Origin of the sequence: Methylobacterium sp. CCH5-D2 (genome assembly GCF_001556475.1) — a bacterium.
Lineage (GTDB): Bacteria > Pseudomonadota > Alphaproteobacteria > Rhizobiales > Beijerinckiaceae > Methylobacterium > Methylobacterium hispanicum.
Window position 1 is genome coordinate 1 of record NZ_LSIX01000699.1, and the last position, 16,171, is coordinate 16,171.

A 16,171-nucleotide genomic window follows, 5' to 3' on the forward strand; every position below is an offset into this window, starting at 1 on the left:
GTCATCGGGGAGCGTCCAGGCTGGTGTCGGGGAGCGTCGAGTCACGGGAGCCGGCGGGCGGGCGGCCGGCGGCGATCCTCATTGCAGGGCCGACCGCCTCGGGCAAGTCGGCGCTCGCCGCCGCCCTGGCGCTCCGGCACTGCGGCGTCGTGGTCAACACGGACTCGATGCAGGTCTACGCCGACCTGCGCGTGCTCACCGCGCGGCCGGACGCGGCCGAGGCGGCGCGGGTGCCCCACCGCCTCTATGGCCACGTCGATGGGGCGGTGAACCACTCGGCCGGCCGGTTCGCCCGGGACGTCGCCGCGCTCCTCGCCGACCTCGGCGGGCGGCTGCCGGTCTTCTGCGGCGGCACCGGCCTGTACTTCCGCGCGCTCGAGGAGGGGTTCTCGGAGATGCCGCCCGTGCCCGACGCCGTGCGGGCCGAGGTGCGCGCCCGCGCGGCGGAGCGCGCGACCGAGGCGCTCCACGCCGACCTCGCCGCGCAGGATCCGGAGGGCGCGGCCGGCCTGCGCCCGAGCGACCGCGCCCGGATCCTGCGGGCGCTCGAGGTGCTGGCCGCGACCGGCCGGCCCATCGCCGCCTTCCGGGGCGAGCGCCTGCCCGGCCCGCTCGCCGGCCTGCCGCTGAGACGGATCTTCCTGGCACCCGACCGCGACGTCCTGCGGGCGCGCATCGACGCGCGCTTCCGCGCGATGATCGCGGGCGGCGCGCTGGACGAGGTGGCGGCGCTGCGGGCGCGCCGGCTCGATCCGCTGCTGCCGATCATGCGCGCCCACGGCGTGCCGGCCCTGATCGCCCATCTCGACGGCACGATGCGCCTGGAGGACGCGATTGCGCGGGGGCAGGCCGACACCCGCGCCTACGCCAAGCGCCAGTTCACGTGGTTCCGCCACCAGATGGGGACGGACTGGACGTGGCTCGATCCGGAGGCGGCGGGGCGGTTGGCCGATTGAGGCTCCGCCCCTTTCCCGGACGCCTGGAGCGTCGGCGGACGGTGATCCGGGATCCAGAGGATGGAGCGCCGCGCAGCGGCCCGACCTTCATGCGCCGATGCGGAACGCGGCCGCTCCGCGTCCTCTTGTGCTGGGTCCCGGATCGGGTTCTGCTTCACCCCACCTGTCCGGGAAAGGTCAGCGGCGGACGCAAGCCCCCGCCGGCCGTCGGACCTCAGCGCTCCAGGCGCGCGACCAGGCTCGACGTGTCCCAGCGGCCGCCGCCCATGCTCTGCACCTCGGCGTAGAACTGGTCCACGAGGGCACTGATGGGCAGCTTGGCGCCGTTGCGGCGGGCCTCGTCGAGCAGGATGCCGAGATCCTTGCGCATCCAGTCGACCGCGAAGCCGAAATCGAACGTGCCGGCATTCATGGTCTTGCCGCGGTTCTCCATCTGCCAGGAGCCGGCCGCGCCCTTGGAGATCACCTCCAGCACCGCCTCGACGTCGAGGCCGGCGCGCTTGGCGAAGTGTACGCCCTCCGACAGGCCCTGGACGAGGCCGGCGATGCAGATCTGGTTGACCATCTTGGTGAGCTGGCCGGCGCCCGCCGGGCCCATCAGGCGGCAGGCGCGGGCGAAGCTCATGATGGCCGGCTCGACCCGCGCGTAGGTCTCCGGATCGCCGCCGCACATCACGGTGAGCACGCCGTTCTCGGCGCCGGCCTGGCCGCCGGAGACCGGCGCGTCCACGAAGCCGATGCCGGCCTCGGCGGCGGCAGCCGCGAGTTCGCGCGCCACCTCGGCCGAGGCGGTGGTGTGGTCCACGAAGGTGGCGCCCCGCTCCATCCCGGCGAGCGCCCCGTCCGCGCCCAGCACGACGCTGCGGAGGTCGTCGTCGTTGCCGACGCAAGCGAAGACGATCTCGGCGCCGCGCACCGCCTCGCGCGGCGTCGCGGCGTGCGCGCCCCCGTTCGCCGCGACCCAGGCCTCGGCCTTGGCGGCCGTGCGGTTGTAGACCGTGACGTCGTGGCCCTTGGCCGCCAGGTGTCGGGCCATCGGGCTTCCCATCACGCCGAGGCCCAGAAAGGCTACCTTCGCCATCGTCTCGTCTCCCACCAACCGCAACCGGTGGGGTGGTCTAGATTTGCCCGTGCAACCGGTCAAACCCGCGCGGCGCGCGGGCTGCGGCGCTTGAGCGAGCGCGGCGATTGTTCCGGGAAATTAACCAATCCCTGTTCTCCACCCGAAAATTTTGCGCCAGAAGGGGCCCGGATTGCCGGCCGCGGAAGAGCCGGTTCTTGGAGTGGGACGCCCATGGGCGCGATCAGCAAGCACGGGCCCTGGGCCCTGGTGGGGGCGCTCGGCGCCGCCGCACTCTCTATCGTCGCGATCGAGCGCGGCGAGGCCGTCAACGCCCTCTGGCTCGTGGTGGCGGCGGTCTGCACCTATCTCATCGCCTACCGCTACTACTCGCTCTTCATCGCCGAGAAGGTGATGCGCCTCGATCCGGCCCGCGAGACCCCGGCGGTGCGCCACAACGACGGCCTCGACTACGTCCCCACCAACAAGACCGTGCTGTTCGGCCACCACTTCGCGGCGATCGCGGGCGCGGGCCCGCTGGTCGGCCCGGTGCTCGCCGCGCAGATGGGCTACCTGCCCGGCATGCTCTGGATCCTGGCGGGCGTGGTGCTGGCCGGCGCCGTGCAGGACTTCATGGTCCTGTTCGTCTCGATGCGCCGCGACGGGCGCTCGCTCGGCGAGCTGATCCGCTCGGAACTCGGCACGATTCCCGGCATCATCGCGCTGGTGGGCACCTTCCTGATCATGGTGATCCTGCTCGCCGTCCTGGCGCTCATCGTCGTGAAGGCGCTGGCCGAGAGCCCCTGGGGCACCTTCACGGTGATGATGACCATCCCGATCGCGATGCTGATGGGCGTCTACACGCGCTACATCCGCCCGGGTAAGATCGGCGAGGTCTCGATCATCGGCTTCGTGCTGCTGATGGCCGCGATCCTCTACGGCCAGAACGTCGCGGCGAGCCCGGTCTGGGGCCCCGCCTTCACCTTCACGGGCACCCAGCTCTGCTGGCTGCTGATCGGCTACGGCTTCGTCGCCTCGATCCTGCCGGTCTGGCTGCTGCTCGCGCCCCGCGACTACCTCTCGACCTTCCTCAAGATCGGTACCATCGTGGGCCTTGCGCTCGGCATCGCCGTCGTCGCGCCGCACATGCAGATGCCGGCGATGACCAAGTTCGTGGACGGCACCGGCCCGGTCTGGTCGGGCCAGCTCTTCCCGTTCCTGTTCATCACCATCGCGTGCGGCGCCGTCTCGGGCTTCCACGCGCTGATCTCGTCGGGCACCACCCCGAAGCTGATCGCCAACGAGAGCGACGCCCGCTTCGTCGGCTACGGCGGCATGCTGATGGAATCCTTCGTGGCCATCATGGCGCTGATCTCGGCCTGCGTGATCGACCCGGGCGTCTACTTCACCATGAACACCCCGGCGGCGATCCTCGGCACCACGCCGGAGAGCGCGGCGGCCGCGGTGACCAAGCTCGGCTTCCCCGTCAGCCCGGAGACCATCACCCAGACCGCGCAGGATGTCGGCGAGCACACCATCATCTCGCGCGCGGGCGGCGCCCCGACGCTGGCGGTCGGCATGGCGCACATCATCTCCTCGGCGGTGGGCGGCAAGGCCATGATGGCCTTCTGGTACCACTTCGCCATCCTGTTCGAGGCGCTCTTCATCCTTACGGCGGTCGATGCGGGCACGCGCGCCTGCCGCTTCATGGTGCAGGACCTGATCGGGCTGGCGGTGCCGGCCTTCAAGGAGACCACCTCGTGGGTTCCCAGCATCGTGGCGACCGCCATCGCGGTGGGGGCCTGGGGTTACTTCCTCTACCAGGGCGTGACCGATCCGCTGGGGGGCATCAACACCCTGTGGCCGCTCTTCGGCATCTCGAACCAGATGCTGGCCGCGGTCGCGCTGACGCTCTGCACGGTGGTGATCTTCAAGATGAAGCGCGAGCGCTACGCCTTCGTTACCATCGTCCCGACGCTGTGGCTCTGCATCTGCACCCTCACGGCGGGCTGGCAGAAGATCTTCTCGGCCGACCCGCGCATCGGCTTCCTCGCCCACGCCGACCGCTACGCGGCGGCCGCCGCCGAGGGCAAGGTGCTGCCGCCGGCCAAGAACGCCGACCAGATGGCGCAGATCATCTTCAACGACCGGATCGACGCGGCGCTCGCCGTCGTGTTCATCGGCCTCGTGCTGGCGATCGGCGCCTTCGGCGTCCTCTCCTGCATCCGGGCGCTGCGCGCCGTCGGCTGGACGGCGCGCGAGAGCGACGCGCCCGCCGGCGGCCGTCCCGTCCCGGCGGAGTAGGCCGATGGGCGCGTCGCAGAACCTGATGGAGCGCTGGAAGACGCTGCAGAAATGCGTCTGCGACGGCGCCCGGCTGATGGTGGGGCAGGGGGATTACGCGGCCTATGCCGAGCACATCCGCCGCACCCACCCGGACCAGCGGCCGATGAGCGAGGTGGAGTTCTTCCGCAACCGGGAGAACGCCCGCTTCGGCGTCGGCAACACCAGCGGCTTCCGCTGCTGCTGAGGCCGCCACGGAAAGAATCCCGGCGCCCGCGCGTTCCCACGCGCGGGCTGCTCTGTGTCCGCCGGAGGACGGGGACACGATGGTGGCGGAGCGAACCGACGATGCGCCGGAGCCGCGGGCGGTGAACACGGCCGAGCCCTGGGAGCGGGCCTACTGGGCGCGCCGCTTCATGGTGCCGGTGGAGCAGGTGGTGGCGGCGGTCGCCGCGGTCGGCGACGATCCGGCCCAGGTGGCGGCCCATCTCGGGCGCGACTGGCCGGGGCACGAGACCATCACCTGAGGCGCCTCCCGGCCGCGGGTCTTGACTCGGCCGGGACAATCGCCGTCCTTCCTGCGCGGGAGAACCGCATGAGCATCCTTCAGGACGCAATCCTTCGCTTCGGCCGCACGATCATGTCCTACGCGGGCGACGCCGTGTTCCTCGAGGCGGCAGTGTCGGCCGCGGCCAACGTGATCGTGGCCGACGGCGACATCGCCGAGGAGGAGGTCGAGTCGGCCATCGCCGGCATGCGGGCCAACCCGATCCTCGAGAAGTCCTACGACACCCTGCGCATCGAGCAGGAGCTCTACGAGGGCATCGCGCGGGCCAAGACCCGGGCCGGCCGGGTGGAGAACCTGCGCCTCGTCGGGGCGGTGGCCGACCGCGCACTCGAGCAGCGCCAGGACATCTTCCTGATCGCCGCGGACGTGGCCGACGCCGGCGGCGTGAAGGAGGCCGAGCACCGCGCGCTCAGTGAGATCGCCCAGAGCCTCGACGTGGACAAGGACGCGCTGCTGGGCTGAGGGCCGGCCGTGCGGCACGACGACCCGCCGATACGCCCCCGGACGGGGCGGACATCCTGCGGAAACAATCGTATCGCTGGTTGAATTGCCGGGCCCGGACGTCGCCCGGCGACCGGTAGCGACATGGGTCTCGTTCAGTACGCGCTGAAGTTCCGCATCACCGTCTACGTGCTCGCCGTGCTGATGATGCTCGGCGGCGCGGCGGCCGTCGTGACGACGCCCAAGGACGTGCTGCCCGTCGTCGACATCCCGGTCGTCGTGGTGGTCTGGACCTATACGGGCCTCTCGACGCCTGAGATGGAGCGGCGCGTCACCACCTACGCGGAGTTCTCGCTCTCCAACAACGTCAACAACATCAAGCGGATGGAATCGACCACCCTGCAGGGCACGGCGATCCAGAAGATCTACTTCGACGACGCGGTCAGCATCGATCTCGCGATCTCCCAGACCGTCTCGGCGATGAACTCGATCCGCGCCGCGATGCCGCCCGGCATCCAGCCGCCGATCGTGCTGCGCTTCTCCGCCTCCTCGGTGCCGGTGATCCAGCTCGCGCTCACCTCCACCAAGGAGAGCCTGACCAAGGTCAACGACTACGCCCAGTACCGCATCCGCCAGCGCCTGACGCAGGTGCCGGGCTCGACGCTGCCCTCGCCCTTCGGCGGCACCCCGCGCCAGATCATGGTCGATCTCGACCTGCACGCGCTCCAGGCGCTGGGGCTCACCGCCCTCGACGTCACCAACGCGATCTCCGCCCAGAACCTGACGATCCCCTCGGGGCTCGCCAAGATCGGCGAGCAGCAATACCCGATCCAGCTCAACGCCACGCCCGACGCCATCGAGGCGCTCAACGCCCTGCCGATCAAGACGGTGGCGGGCCAGCCGGTGCTGGTGCGCGACGTCGCCCAGGTCCGCGACGGCGGTCCGCCCCAGGTCAACGTGGTGCGGGCGGACGGCATCCAGTCGGTGCTGATGCGGGTGTTCAAGAACGGCACCGCCTCGACCCTCGACGTCGTCAACAACGTGAAGAAGGCGCTGCCCGAGATCCGCGCCGCGGCGCCGGACGGCCTGCAGATCAAGCCGCTCTTCGACCAGTCGGTCTTCGTCACCGCGGCGATCGAGGGCGTGCTGCACGAGGCGATGATCGCGGCCGGGCTCACCGGGCTGACCATCCTGCTCTTCCTCGGCTCCTGGCGCTCGACGCTGGTGGTGCTGATCTCGATCCCACTCTCGATCCTCACCTCGCTCGCGGTGCTGGCAGCCCTCGGCCAGACCATCAACGTGATGACGCTGGGCGGTCTCGCGCTCGCCATCGGCATCCTGGTGGACGACGCGACGGTCGCGGTCGAGAACACCTACCGGCTGTTCGAGGAGGGCGAGCCCTTCCGGAAATCTGTCGTCGAGGGCGCGGCCAGCATCGCCAAGCCGACGCTCATCTCGACGCTCTCGATCTGCGCGGCCTTCACCTCGGTCTTCGCGCTCGCCGACACGCCCCGCTACCTGTTCACCCCCCAAGCGCTCGCGGTCGTCTTCGCGATGCTGACCTCCTACCTCCTCTCGCGCACCCTGGTGCCGGTGCTGATCGACGTGCTGGTGGCGCGCGAGTACGCGCAGCACCACGGCGAAGGGGCCGAGCCGCCGCGCACCCGGATCGGGCGCGCACTCGGCCTCGTCGGCGGCCCGGTCGTCCGGGCGGCGGGTGCCTTCCGGCACGGCTTCGAGGCGCGGTTCAGTCGCTTCCACTGCGGCTATCTCGGGCTGCTGCACGCGGTGCTGGCCCGGCGCGCGGCCACGCTCGCCTCTGTCGGACTGATCTTCGCGGGCACGGGCGCGCTCTTCACCTTCGTCGGGCGGGACTACTTCCCGCAGGTGGCGTCGAGCCAGATCACCCTGCACCTGCGCACCCGCCCCGGCATGCGCATCGAGACCGCCGTGCAGACCTTCGCGGCGGTGCAGGCGGTCGTGCGGGAGGTCATTCCGGAGGGTGAGATCGAGCAGATCCTCGACAATATCGGCCTGCCCTCGAACAACTACAACTTCGCCTTCTCGGACGGCTCCTTCGTGGCCTACAACGACGGCCAGATGCTGATCAGCCTGAAGGAGGGCCACGGCTCGACGGCGCTCTACACCAAGCGCCTGCGCGAGGTGCTGCGCGAGCGCTTCCCCGACCTCGTGGTCTACACCCAGCCCTCCGACATCATCACGCAGATCCTCAATTTCGGCACGCTGGCGCAGATCGACATCCAGGTGTCCGGCCGCAATACGGAGAAGGACCTCGCGGTCGCCCAGAACATCGTGCGCCGCCTCAAGGAGGTGCCGGGCGCCGTCGACGTGCACCTGCACCAGATCGTCGGCACGCCGCAATTCTTCGTGGATGTCGACCGGCGCCTCGCCTCGGAACTCGGCCTGACGCAGCAGCAGATCGCGCAGGGGCTCAACGTCTCGCTGGCCGGCTCCTTCCAGGTCACGCCGAACTTCTGGTCGGACCCGAAGACCGGCATCCCCTACCAGCTCTGGGTGCAGACGCCGGAATACCGCAACGACTCGCTCACCGCCTTGCGCAACACGCCCCTGATGGTGCGCGCGGAGGGCGACCAGCCGGGCGTGCTCACGCTCCTCTCCAGCGTCGCCGATTTCCGCCGCCAGGGCATCCAGACGGTGATCAACCACGTCAACACCGCGCCGACCTTCAACGTCTACGCCTCGGTGCAGGATTCCGACCTCGGCTCGGTGGCGGCCGAGATCCGCAGGATCGTGGACGACGAGCAGAAGAACCTGCCGGCCCCCGACAAGATCACGGTCCGCGGCCAGATCGAGAACATGGACCAGGCCTTCTTCCGGCTCGGCATCGGCCTCTCGATCGCGCTGGTGGCCGTCTACCTCCTGATGGCGGTGAACTACCAGAGCTGGGGCGACCCGTTCGTGGTGCTGCTGGCGCTGCCGCTCGCTTTCTGCGGCATCGTCTTCAGCCTGTTCGTCACGGGCACCAGCTTCTCGATCCCCTCGCTGTTCGGCGCGATCATGTCGGTGGGCATTGCCTCCGCGAACTCGATCCTGCTCGTCACCTTCGCCCGCGAGCACCGGGAGGCGACGGGATGCTCGGCGCTGGAGGCGGCCCTGCTCGCGGGCGAGACGCGCCTGCGCCCGGTCCTGATGACGGCGGGCGCGATGTTCCTGGGCCTGATCCCGATGGCCCTCGGCACCGGCGAGGGCGGCGAGCAGAACGCGGCGCTCGCCCGCGCGGTGATGGGCGGCATCGCCTTCGGCACGCCGGCCACGCTGCTCTTCGTGCCCTTCCTCTACACGCTGCTGCGCGGCGCGCCCGTGCGGGCGCCGAGCGACTACCTCGAGGGGGCCGAGCCGGCGTGAGCCTCGACGCGGGGTGCCGCACACGGATGCGTCGGCCTCCCGTCCCGGATCCGCCCCCCGCCGAGGCTCGGGGCGCCCGGGGACAGGCGGGCTGCGGACCCGCTCAATCCTCGCAGCCGGTGCAGATGCTGTCCTCGATGCGCTCGATCGCGCGCTCCTCGCGACGCTGCGCGTCGGCCGAGGGCCGGTCGCGGGGCCCGAGCGCCGCGCCCGGCGGCTTCGTCACGCCCTCCCGGTCCGTGTAGGGCGCGGTGATCGTGGTGGTCGGTCTACCGCCGGTCCCGGTGAGGTCGGGGGCCTGGGCGTGAGCCGCGGCGGGCAGGTTGGCGAGAAGCAGGACGAGCGGAAGCGTCGGGCGGGCGAGCGGCATGGCGGACCTCCGTCGAACACGGCAGAAGTCTACCATGCGAGGGAGTACAGTAAATCCCGGTCTCAGCGCGGGCGGCGCAGGCCCGGTTTGCGGCGTTCGACTGTACGACGGAATACGCCGACCATCTCGAGATGGCTCGAATACCGGAACTGATCGACGGGCGTGACCGAATCGAGGCTGTAGCCGCCGGCCACCAGGGTGGCGGCGTCGCGCGCGAAGGTGCCGGCATCGCAGGCGACGCCGACGACCAGCGGCACGCGCGATTCGGCGAGCTGGTTCATCTGGGCCTCCGCGCCGGCCCGAGGCGGGTCGAGCACCACCGCGTCGTAGGCGTTGAGGTCGTGGGCGAGCAGCGGGCGGCGGAACAGGTCCCGGCGCTCGTGGGTGAGCCGGCGCAGGCCGCCCTGGGCCCGGACCGCCCGGTCGAGGCCGGCGAGCGGCCCGGCCTCGCCCTCGACCGCGTGGACCTCCGTGGTCCGCGCCATCGCGAGGCTGAACGGTCCGCAGCCCGCGAATAGGTCGGCGGCGCGTCGCGCCTTCTTCGGCAGGGCCTCGAGCACGAGGGCAGTCAGCGCCGCCTCGCCGGCCGCCGTCGCCTGCAGGAAGCCGCCCGGCGGCGGGTAGAGCCGGCCGGGGCCGGAGGCCACGCTCGGGGGCGTCCGCTCCACCACCACGTCCCCGTGCAGCGAGAGCCGGGCGAGGCGCAGCGTCTCGGCCAGGCGCACCAGGGCCGCGCGTACGCCGGCCGGGACCGGGCCGTGCCCGCGGATATCGACGTCGAGGCCCGGCTCCGTCGCCGTCACGGCGACGTCGAGGGGCTTGCGGCCGTGGCCCAGCGGCGCGCTCAGCGCCCGCGCGATCGCCGGGGCCGTGTGGAGCGCCGGCACCGTGATCGGGCAATGGTCGATCGCCACGAGGTCGTGGCTGCGCGCGGCCATCAGCCCGGCCTCGGCCCGGCCGTCCCGCTCGCGCACGTGCAGCGTGATGCGGCGCCGCCCCTCGCCGTGCGCGTCGATCAGCGCGCCGGGCTCGACCGCGAGGCCGGCCTGCGACAGGGCCTGGGCGAGGAGGCCCCGCTTCCAGGCGGCATAGGGCTCGGGCGCCAGATGCTGCACGGCGCAGCCGCCGCAGCGCCCGAAATAGGGGCAGAACGGCTCGACCCGATCGATGGATGCGGTCTCGACCGCCTCCAGCACGCCGCGCCCACCCTCGCGCCGGACGGCGACGCGCTCGCCCGGCAGCGCGCCCGCGACGGGGGTTCCGTCCTCGGCGATGCCGTCGCCGCGCGCACCCAGGCGGCCGATGGTGACGCTCTCGCTCATGTGGGATCCTCGAGGGTCGCGCGGCGGGCGCCGACCAGGAATTCGGTATTGCCGTCGCCGCCCTGGATCGGGGAGGGCAGGAGGCCGAGGACCGCGAAGCCGAGTTCGGCCAGGGCCGCCCGCACCTCTTCGCAGACCGCGGCGTGGACGGCGGGGTCGCGCACGATCCCGCCGCGCCCGACCCGCGCCCGCCCGGCCTCGAATTGCGGCTTGATCAGCGCGACGAGGTCCGTTCGCGGCGCGAGGAGGAAGGCCACTGCCGGAAGTACGAGGCGCAGCGCGATGAAGCTGACGTCGATCCCGCACAGATCCGGTACGGGATCGAGCGGGCCCGCGAGCGCGCGGATGTCGGTGCCCTCGCGGCAGGCGACGCGCGGGTCGGCCCGCAGCGAGGCGTGGAGCTGGTCGCGCCCGACATCGACCGCGTGGACGCGCGCCGCGCCGCGCCGCAGCAGCAGGTCGGTGAAGCCCCCCGTCGAGGCGCCGACGTCGAGCGCCGCGCGGCCCGCCGGATCGAGCCCGAAGGCGTCGAGCGCCGCCTCCAGCTTGAGGCCGCCGCGGGAGACGTAGGGGTGGGGCGCCTCGGCCTCGACCCGGGCCCCGGGGGGAATCGCCGCGGAGGCGCGGGCGAGCACGCGGCCGTTCACGCGCACGAGGCCTGCGGAGATCGCGGCCTGCGCCCGCGCCCGGCTCTCGAAATGCCCGTGCTCGACCAGGAAGCGGTCAGCCCTGAGGCGCTCGCCCGTCATCGTCCTCTCGTCGCCCGCGTGTTCGTCCCGCCCTGTCGGGGCGGGCAAGTCGGCCTAACTAGCCCGACACCGAGAGGAGAGCCATCGCATGACACGCATCCTGCCCCTGCTCGCGCTCGCCGCGGGCCTCGCGCCCGCCGCGGCGCTCGCCCAGGAGCCGGCCAAGCCCGGCGAGCAGACCAAGCCCGCCGAGCAGAGCAAGCCCGCCGAGCCCCAGGCCTACGAGACGCAGATCAGGAACAACAAGGGCGACACCATCGGCACCCTGAAGCTGCGCGACGGGGCCAACACCCTCGTCGCGCGGGTGACGATCCAGCCCGGCGGCCTGCCCCCCGGCTGGCACGGCATGCACTTCCACGCGGTCGGCGACTGCTCGGACACCGAGAAGTTCGAGAAGTCGAAGGCCCACGTGAACCACGACCAGAGCAAGCACGGCCTGCTCAACCCGGACGGGCCCGACGAGGGCGACCTGCCGAACCTCTTCGCGGGGCAGGACGGCTCGGCCAACGCCGAGGTGTCGAGCGAGACGCCGCTGACCGGCGAGGGCGGCCTGAAGGACGGCGACGGCTCGGCGCTGATCATCCACGCCAACGAGGACGACCACGCGAGCCAGCCCATCGGCGGCGCGGGCGCCCGGATCGGCTGCGCGGTGATCAAGTAGCAGGGCCTGACGCTTCAAGGCCCCGAACGCGAGCGGCCCCGGGGGAAGCCCCGGGGCCGCTCGTCCGTTCGGAGCCTGCCGCTCAGGCGTGGGCCAGCGCGCGCTTCTTGCCGAGCGCCTCCTCGACCGTGCCGGCGCCGTCGAGATAGCCGTGCACCTTCGGGTTCGGCATGATCAGCGAGGCCACGAAGGCGATCGCCAGCAGCACGGTGACGTACCAGAAGAAGGTCGATTCCATGCCGTTGTCCTTGAACCAGAGGGCGACGTACTCGGCCGTGCCGCCGAAGGTGGCGTTGGCGAGCGCGTAGGAGAGCCCGACGCCCAGCGCCCGCACCTTGGTGGGGAACAGCTCGGCCTTCACGATGCCCGAGATGCCCGTGTAGAAGCTCACCGCGAGCAGGCCGAGCGTGATCAGGCCGAAGGCGACGTAGGGGTTCTGGTTCGCGCCGATCGCCGTCATCAGCGGGACCACCATCACGGTGCCGAGGCCGCTATAGGCGATCATGTTGGCCTTGCGGCCGATCCGGTCCGAGAGCCAGCCGAAGAACGGCTGCACCGCCATGTAGACCAGGAGTACCGCCGTCATCGTGCGCGAGGCGACCGCCTTGTCCATGTGCGCGGTGTTGACGAGGTACTTCTGCATGTACGTCGTGAAGGTGTAGAACACCAGCGAGCCGCCGGCCGTATAGGCGAGCACGACGCAGAAGGCGCGCCAGTGCTTGAACAGCTCGCTGAAGGTGCCGGCATCCTCCTTGTCGGAGCCCCCGGTCTCGGCGAGCGAGCGGCGCAGGTAGAGCGCCACGACCGCGGCCGCCGCGCCGATGAAGAACGGGATGCGCCAGCCCCAGGCCGTGATCTGCTCGGCGGGCATCACGGATTGCATGGTGATGAGGACGAGCGAGGCCAGGAGCTGGCCGCCGATCAGCGTGACGTACTGGAACGAGGCGAAGAAGCCGCGATGGCCCTTGATCGCCACCTCGCTCATGTAGGTCGCGCTGGTGCCGTACTCGCCGCCCACCGACAGGCCCTGCAGCATGCGGGCGAGGAGGAGCAGGAGCGGGGCGAGGGAGCCGACGGTCTCGTAGGTCGGCAGGATGCCGATCATCAGCGAGCCGAAGCACATCATCAGCACCGAGATGACCATCGAGGTCTTGCGGCCTACGCGGTCGGCGATGCGGCCGAACAGCCAGCCGCCGATCGGGCGCATGAAGAAGCCGACCGCGAAGATGCCGGCGGTCTGCAGGAGCTGGCTGGTGGAATCGCCCTTCGGGAAGAAGGCCGGTGCGAAGTAGAGGGCGAAGAAGGCGTAGGTGTAGAAGTCGTACCACTCGACCAGATTGCCCGATGACGAGCCGACGATGGCCTTGATGCGGCGGCGGCGGTCGGCCGCGACATCCGCCGCCGTCGGGGCGATTCCGATCGAGTCTGACATGGCGTCTCCCTGGCCCGCGGCCGCGGGCAGCCCTTTTTCGTGGCCGACGGGGTAGCATGCGGAACCGGCGCGCGAACAGGGCGCCGCGCCCCCGAGGGAACGTCGCGCGCGTGACGGGTCGCGAAGTGTCACGCGCGGCGGTGTTCGATATTCGAACGGGGTGTGCTGCCGATCGGGCCGCGCCCGCCGTCCTCAGCGGTGTCCGTCGAGAAGCCGCGAGACCACGCGGGCGGTGTAGTCGACCATCGGCACGATGCGGGCGTAGTTCAGCCGCGTCGGGCCGATCACCCCGACGACGCCGACGATCTTCTGCTGCCCGTCGCGGAAGGGCGCGGCGATCATCGACGAGCCGGAGAGCGAGAACAGCTTGTTCTCGGAGCCGATGAAGATCCGCACCCCGTCGCCGTCCTCGGCGCGGGCGAGCAGGTCGATCACGTCCTTCTGGGTCTCCAGGTCGTTGAAGAGCAGGCGGATGCGTTCCAGGTCCTCGGCCGCCCGCAGGTCGTCGAGCAGGTTCGCCTGGCCGCGCACGATGAGCTGGCGCGCCTCCGACGGGCCGACCGTGGTCGCGAGCCCGGCATCGACCAGCCGCTCGGTGATCGCGTCGAGTTCGCGCTTCATCGCCTGCCGGTCGGCCTCGATCTGCTGGCGCAGGCTGCCGAGCGTGCGGCCCTGCAGCCGGGCGTTGAGGTAGTTCGAGGCCTCCTGCAGGGCGCCGGCCGGCAGGCCCGGCGGCAGGTCGAGCAGGCGGTTCTCGACGGAGCCGTCGTTGGAGACCAGCACCACGAGGGCGCGGGCCGGATCGAGGCGCACGAACTCGATATGCTTGAGATGCACGTTCGACTTCGTGGTGAGCACCACGCCCGCGCCGCGCGAGATGCCGGAGAGCAGGATCGAGGCCTCGGCCAGCGCCGACTCGAAGGTGTGCCCGGAGGCGGCCGCCCGCATCTGCGCCTCGATGCGCTCCTGCTCGTCGCGGCCGACATCGCCGAGCTCCATCATCGCGTCGACGAAGAAGCGCAGCCCGAGCTCGGTGGGCAGGCGCCCGGCCGAGGTGTGGGGCGCGAAGATCAGCCCGGAATGTTCGAGGTCCGACATCACGTTGCGGATCGAGGCCGGCGACAGCCCCATCGGCAGGATGCGCGCGAGGTTGCGCGAGCCGACCGGCTCGCCGGTCGTCAGGTAGCTCTCCACGATCTGGCGGAAGATCTCGCGGGCGCGCTCGTTGAGGACGTTGAGCGGCGGGGCCGGGGCGGGGAGGGGGTTCTGGTCTGTCACGGCTTTGATCCTGGGCCGGCGATTGTGTCGGTAGGGCGGCGCGCGATCAATCGGGCGGCATCCCGGAACTTTCCGGCCCTGGCAGCACGAAAGCGTGGGACGGAACCGGGCCGGCATGCGTTGTCAGGGTAGGGCGCCGGACGAACCGGGGCCCCTGTACGACGCGTTCAAGGGAGACCAACGCATGCGCCTCGGTGCACGATCGATCCTCGTCAAACTCGCCGCCGTCTTCCTGCTCCTTGCCGGGCTCGGCGTCACGGTCGCGCCCCGCGTGGCCGAGGCCGCGCCGCTCGCCGTCCCGTCGGCCGTCGAGGCGCCCGCCTCGGGCCTGGAGACGGTGCAGTTCCGCCACCATCACCGGCACCCCGGCATGCACCGCGGCTGGCACCATCGCCGCCACTTCCACCGCCATCATCACCGGCACTTCCGGCCGCACCACTGGCGCGGGCACCACCATCATCACCGCCGCGGCTTCTACCGCTACTGAGGCTGCCTCATAGGCCTCCGCCGCGGGGGCGGGTTGCCGCCCGCGCCCGCGGCCCTTAAGAGCCCGGCCTCGATCATCGATGGAGGAGCGGGTCATGCGGCCCTCGAAGCGCGCGCCGGACGAGCTGCGCAAGGTCACGCTCGAGCGCGCCGTGGCGCGCTACGCCGAAGGCTCCTGCCTCGTCAGCTTCGGCGAGACCAAGGTGCTCTGCACGGCCTCGCTGGAGGAGCGCGGCCCCCCCTGGCTGCGCGGCTCCGGCAAGGGCTGGGTCACGGCCGAGTATTCCATGCTGCCGCGCGCCACCCACACCCGGACGCGCCGCGAGATCTCCTCGGGCAAGCCGTCGGGCCGCACGCACGAGATCCAGCGCCTGATCGGCCGGTCCCTGCGCGCCGTCACCAACCTGCCGGCGATCGGCGAGCGCCAGATCACGGTCGATTGCGACGTGATCCAGGCCGACGGCGGCACCCGCACGGCGGCGATCACCGGCGCCTGGGTGGCGCTGCACGAGTGCTTCACCTGGATGCGCGGGCGCTCGATCATCTCGGTCGATCCGCTGCGCGACCACGTCGCGGCGGTCTCCTGCGGCATCTCGAAGGGCACGCCGGTGCTCGACCTCGACTACGCCGAGGATTCGGCCGCCGAGACCGACGCCAACTTCGTGATCACGGGCTCGGGCGGACTCGTCGAGGTCCAGGGCACCGCCGAGGGCGCGCCGTTCTCGGAGGCCGAACTCCTCGACCTGCTGCGCCTCGCCAAGGCGGGCGTGTCCGACCTCGTCGCCCTCCAGAAGCAGGCGATCGCCGCGTGAGCCGGATCCTCTCGGGCAAGGTCGTGATCGCGACCCACAACGCCGGCAAGCTCGTCGAGATGCGCGAGCTTCTGGCCCCCTTCGGCGTGGAGGCCGTCTCGGCGGGCGAACTCGGGCTCCCTGAACCCGACGAGACCGGCACGATGTTCGCCGAGAACGCGGCCATCAAGGCGCACGCTGCCGCCCAAGCCTCGGGGCTTCCCGCCTTCGCGGACGATTCGGGCCTGTGCGTCGATGCGCTCGACGGCGCGCCCGGCATCTTCTCGGCGCGCTGGGCCGGCGCGGCGAAGGATTTCTCCGGCGCGATGGCGCGCATCCTCTCCGAACTCGACCGGCGCGGCGCCACCGACCGGCGGGCGCACTTCG

The 16,171-nt window shown here is 71.3% G+C and carries 16 protein-coding genes; 10 read left to right on the forward strand and 6 right to left on the reverse strand.

The genetic code is table 11. The features are described from left to right. Nucleotides 1–23: 23 nt before the first annotated feature. Nucleotides 24–956 (forward strand): tRNA (adenosine(37)-N6)-dimethylallyltransferase MiaA, encoded by a 933-nt coding sequence (miaA, locus tag AX737_RS18375; protein ID WP_066923936.1) that lies wholly within the window; start codon nt 24–26, stop codon nt 954–956. 214 nt (nt 957–1,170) lie between these two features. On the opposite strand, the gene AX737_RS18380 is transcribed toward miaA, so the two are convergent. Further along, nucleotides 1,171–2,037 (reverse strand): NAD(P)-dependent oxidoreductase, encoded by an 867-nt coding sequence (locus tag AX737_RS18380; protein ID WP_066923938.1) that lies wholly within the window; start codon nt 2,035–2,037, stop codon nt 1,171–1,173. Between the two features lie 213 nt (nt 2,038–2,250). On the opposite strand from AX737_RS18380, the gene AX737_RS18385 reads away from it, so the two are divergent. From AX737_RS18385 to AX737_RS18405, 5 genes are all read left to right on the forward strand, one after another. Next, nucleotides 2,251–4,320 carry a carbon starvation CstA family protein gene (locus tag AX737_RS18385; protein ID WP_066923940.1) on the forward strand — a complete coding sequence of 690 codons (2,070 nt, stop codon included), beginning with the start codon at nt 2,251–2,253 and terminating at the stop codon, nt 4,318–4,320. A 4-nt stretch (nt 4,321–4,324) separates the two neighbouring features. Beyond that, nucleotides 4,325–4,546 carry a YbdD/YjiX family protein gene (locus AX737_RS18390; protein ID WP_066923942.1) on the forward strand — a complete coding sequence of 74 codons (222 nt, stop codon included), beginning with the start codon at nt 4,325–4,327 and terminating at the stop codon, nt 4,544–4,546. Nucleotides 4,547–4,625: 79 nt separating this feature from the next. Then, nucleotides 4,626–4,826 (forward strand): DUF3606 domain-containing protein, encoded by a 201-nt coding sequence (locus AX737_RS18395; RefSeq protein WP_066923944.1) that lies wholly within the window; start codon nt 4,626–4,628, stop codon nt 4,824–4,826. 68 nt (nt 4,827–4,894) lie between these two features. After that, the gene (locus tag AX737_RS18400; protein WP_066923946.1) at nt 4,895–5,329 is read left to right on the forward strand and encodes a tellurite resistance TerB family protein; all 435 of its coding nucleotides are present in this window, start codon (nt 4,895–4,897) and stop codon (nt 5,327–5,329) included. A gap of 123 nt (nt 5,330–5,452) precedes the next feature. Beyond that, a complete protein-coding gene (locus AX737_RS18405) occupies nt 5,453–8,695 on the forward strand; it encodes an efflux RND transporter permease subunit (protein WP_066923948.1) in 3,243 nt (1,080 codons plus the stop codon). Between the two features lie 103 nt (nt 8,696–8,798). Here the strand turns inward: AX737_RS18405 and AX737_RS18410 are convergent, their stop codons facing one another. The 3 genes from AX737_RS18410 to AX737_RS18420 all read right to left on the reverse strand — a co-directional run bounded on the left by AX737_RS18410 (nt 8,799) and on the right by AX737_RS18420 (nt 11,136). Continuing rightward, nucleotides 8,799–9,065 (reverse strand): hypothetical protein, encoded by a 267-nt coding sequence (locus tag AX737_RS18410; protein WP_066923952.1) that lies wholly within the window; start codon nt 9,063–9,065, stop codon nt 8,799–8,801. Between the two features lie 62 nt (nt 9,066–9,127). Further along, nucleotides 9,128–10,387, reverse strand: a complete 1,260-nt coding sequence (locus AX737_RS18415) for a class I SAM-dependent RNA methyltransferase (protein WP_066923954.1) — start codon at nt 10,385–10,387, stop codon at nt 9,128–9,130. After that, nucleotides 10,384–11,136: a TlyA family RNA methyltransferase gene (locus AX737_RS18420; RefSeq protein ID WP_066923956.1), complete on the reverse strand. Its 753-nt coding sequence runs from the start codon at nt 11,134–11,136 to the stop codon at nt 10,384–10,386. The genes AX737_RS18415 and AX737_RS18420 overlap by 4 nt, the downstream gene beginning before the upstream one ends. 88 nt (nt 11,137–11,224) lie before the next feature. On the opposite strand from AX737_RS18420, the gene AX737_RS18425 reads away from it, so the two are divergent. After that, entirely contained in the window at nt 11,225–11,797 is a 573-nt protein-coding gene (locus AX737_RS18425; protein WP_066923958.1) for a superoxide dismutase family protein, read from the forward strand. An 82-nt stretch (nt 11,798–11,879) separates the two neighbouring features. Here the strand turns inward: AX737_RS18425 and AX737_RS18430 are convergent, their stop codons facing one another. Continuing rightward, on the reverse strand, nt 11,880–13,229 hold the full coding sequence (locus tag AX737_RS18430; protein WP_066923960.1) for an MFS family transporter: 1,350 nt from the start codon (nt 13,227–13,229) through the stop codon (nt 11,880–11,882). Nucleotides 13,230–13,421: 192 nt separating this feature from the next. Next, entirely contained in the window at nt 13,422–14,507 is a 1,086-nt protein-coding gene (gene hrcA / locus AX737_RS18435) for a heat-inducible transcriptional repressor HrcA (RefSeq protein WP_156453820.1), read from the reverse strand. A gap of 184 nt (nt 14,508–14,691) precedes the next feature. Between hrcA and AX737_RS18440 the strand changes: the two genes are divergently transcribed. From AX737_RS18440 to AX737_RS18450, 3 genes are all read left to right on the forward strand, one after another. Beyond that, on the forward strand, nt 14,692–14,994 hold the full coding sequence (locus tag AX737_RS18440) for a hypothetical protein (RefSeq protein ID WP_066923962.1): 303 nt from the start codon (nt 14,692–14,694) through the stop codon (nt 14,992–14,994). Nucleotides 14,995–15,088: 94 nt separating this feature from the next. Further along, the gene (gene rph / locus AX737_RS18445) at nt 15,089–15,805 is read left to right on the forward strand and encodes a ribonuclease PH (RefSeq protein ID WP_066923966.1); all 717 of its coding nucleotides are present in this window, start codon (nt 15,089–15,091) and stop codon (nt 15,803–15,805) included. Beyond that, a partial coding sequence (locus AX737_RS18450) for a non-canonical purine NTP pyrophosphatase (RefSeq protein ID WP_280949090.1) occupies nt 15,802–16,171 on the forward strand: 370 nt, incomplete at its 3' end. The genes rph and AX737_RS18450, both read left to right, overlap by 4 nt.

Bases quoted from the DNA above. Each gene is read 5' to 3' on its own strand.
- AX737_RS18380 (WP_066923938.1), bottom strand. From the start codon at position 2,037: ATGGCGAAGGTAGCCTTTCTGGGCCTCGGCGTGATGGGAAGCCCGATG.
- AX737_RS18385 (WP_066923940.1), top strand. From the start codon at position 2,251: ATGGGCGCGATCAGCAAGCACGGGCCCTGGGCCCTGGTGGGGGCGCTC.
- AX737_RS18390 (WP_066923942.1), top strand. From the start codon at position 4,325: ATGGGCGCGTCGCAGAACCTGATGGAGCGCTGGAAGACGCTGCAGAAA.
- AX737_RS18395 (WP_066923944.1), top strand. From the start codon at position 4,626: ATGGTGGCGGAGCGAACCGACGATGCGCCGGAGCCGCGGGCGGTGAAC.
- AX737_RS18400 (WP_066923946.1), top strand. From the start codon at position 4,895: ATGAGCATCCTTCAGGACGCAATCCTTCGCTTCGGCCGCACGATCATG.
- AX737_RS18405 (WP_066923948.1), top strand. From the start codon at position 5,453: ATGGGTCTCGTTCAGTACGCGCTGAAGTTCCGCATCACCGTCTACGTG.
- AX737_RS18410 (WP_066923952.1), bottom strand. From the start codon at position 9,065: ATGCCGCTCGCCCGCCCGACGCTTCCGCTCGTCCTGCTTCTCGCCAAC.
- AX737_RS18415 (WP_066923954.1), bottom strand. From the start codon at position 10,387: ATGAGCGAGAGCGTCACCATCGGCCGCCTGGGTGCGCGCGGCGACGGC.
- AX737_RS18420 (WP_066923956.1), bottom strand. From the start codon at position 11,136: ATGACGGGCGAGCGCCTCAGGGCTGACCGCTTCCTGGTCGAGCACGGG.
- AX737_RS18425 (WP_066923958.1), top strand. From the start codon at position 11,225: ATGACACGCATCCTGCCCCTGCTCGCGCTCGCCGCGGGCCTCGCGCCC.
- AX737_RS18430 (WP_066923960.1), bottom strand. From the start codon at position 13,229: ATGTCAGACTCGATCGGAATCGCCCCGACGGCGGCGGATGTCGCGGCC.
- AX737_RS18440 (WP_066923962.1), top strand. From the start codon at position 14,692: ATGCGCCTCGGTGCACGATCGATCCTCGTCAAACTCGCCGCCGTCTTC.
- rph (WP_066923966.1), top strand. From the start codon at position 15,089: ATGCGGCCCTCGAAGCGCGCGCCGGACGAGCTGCGCAAGGTCACGCTC.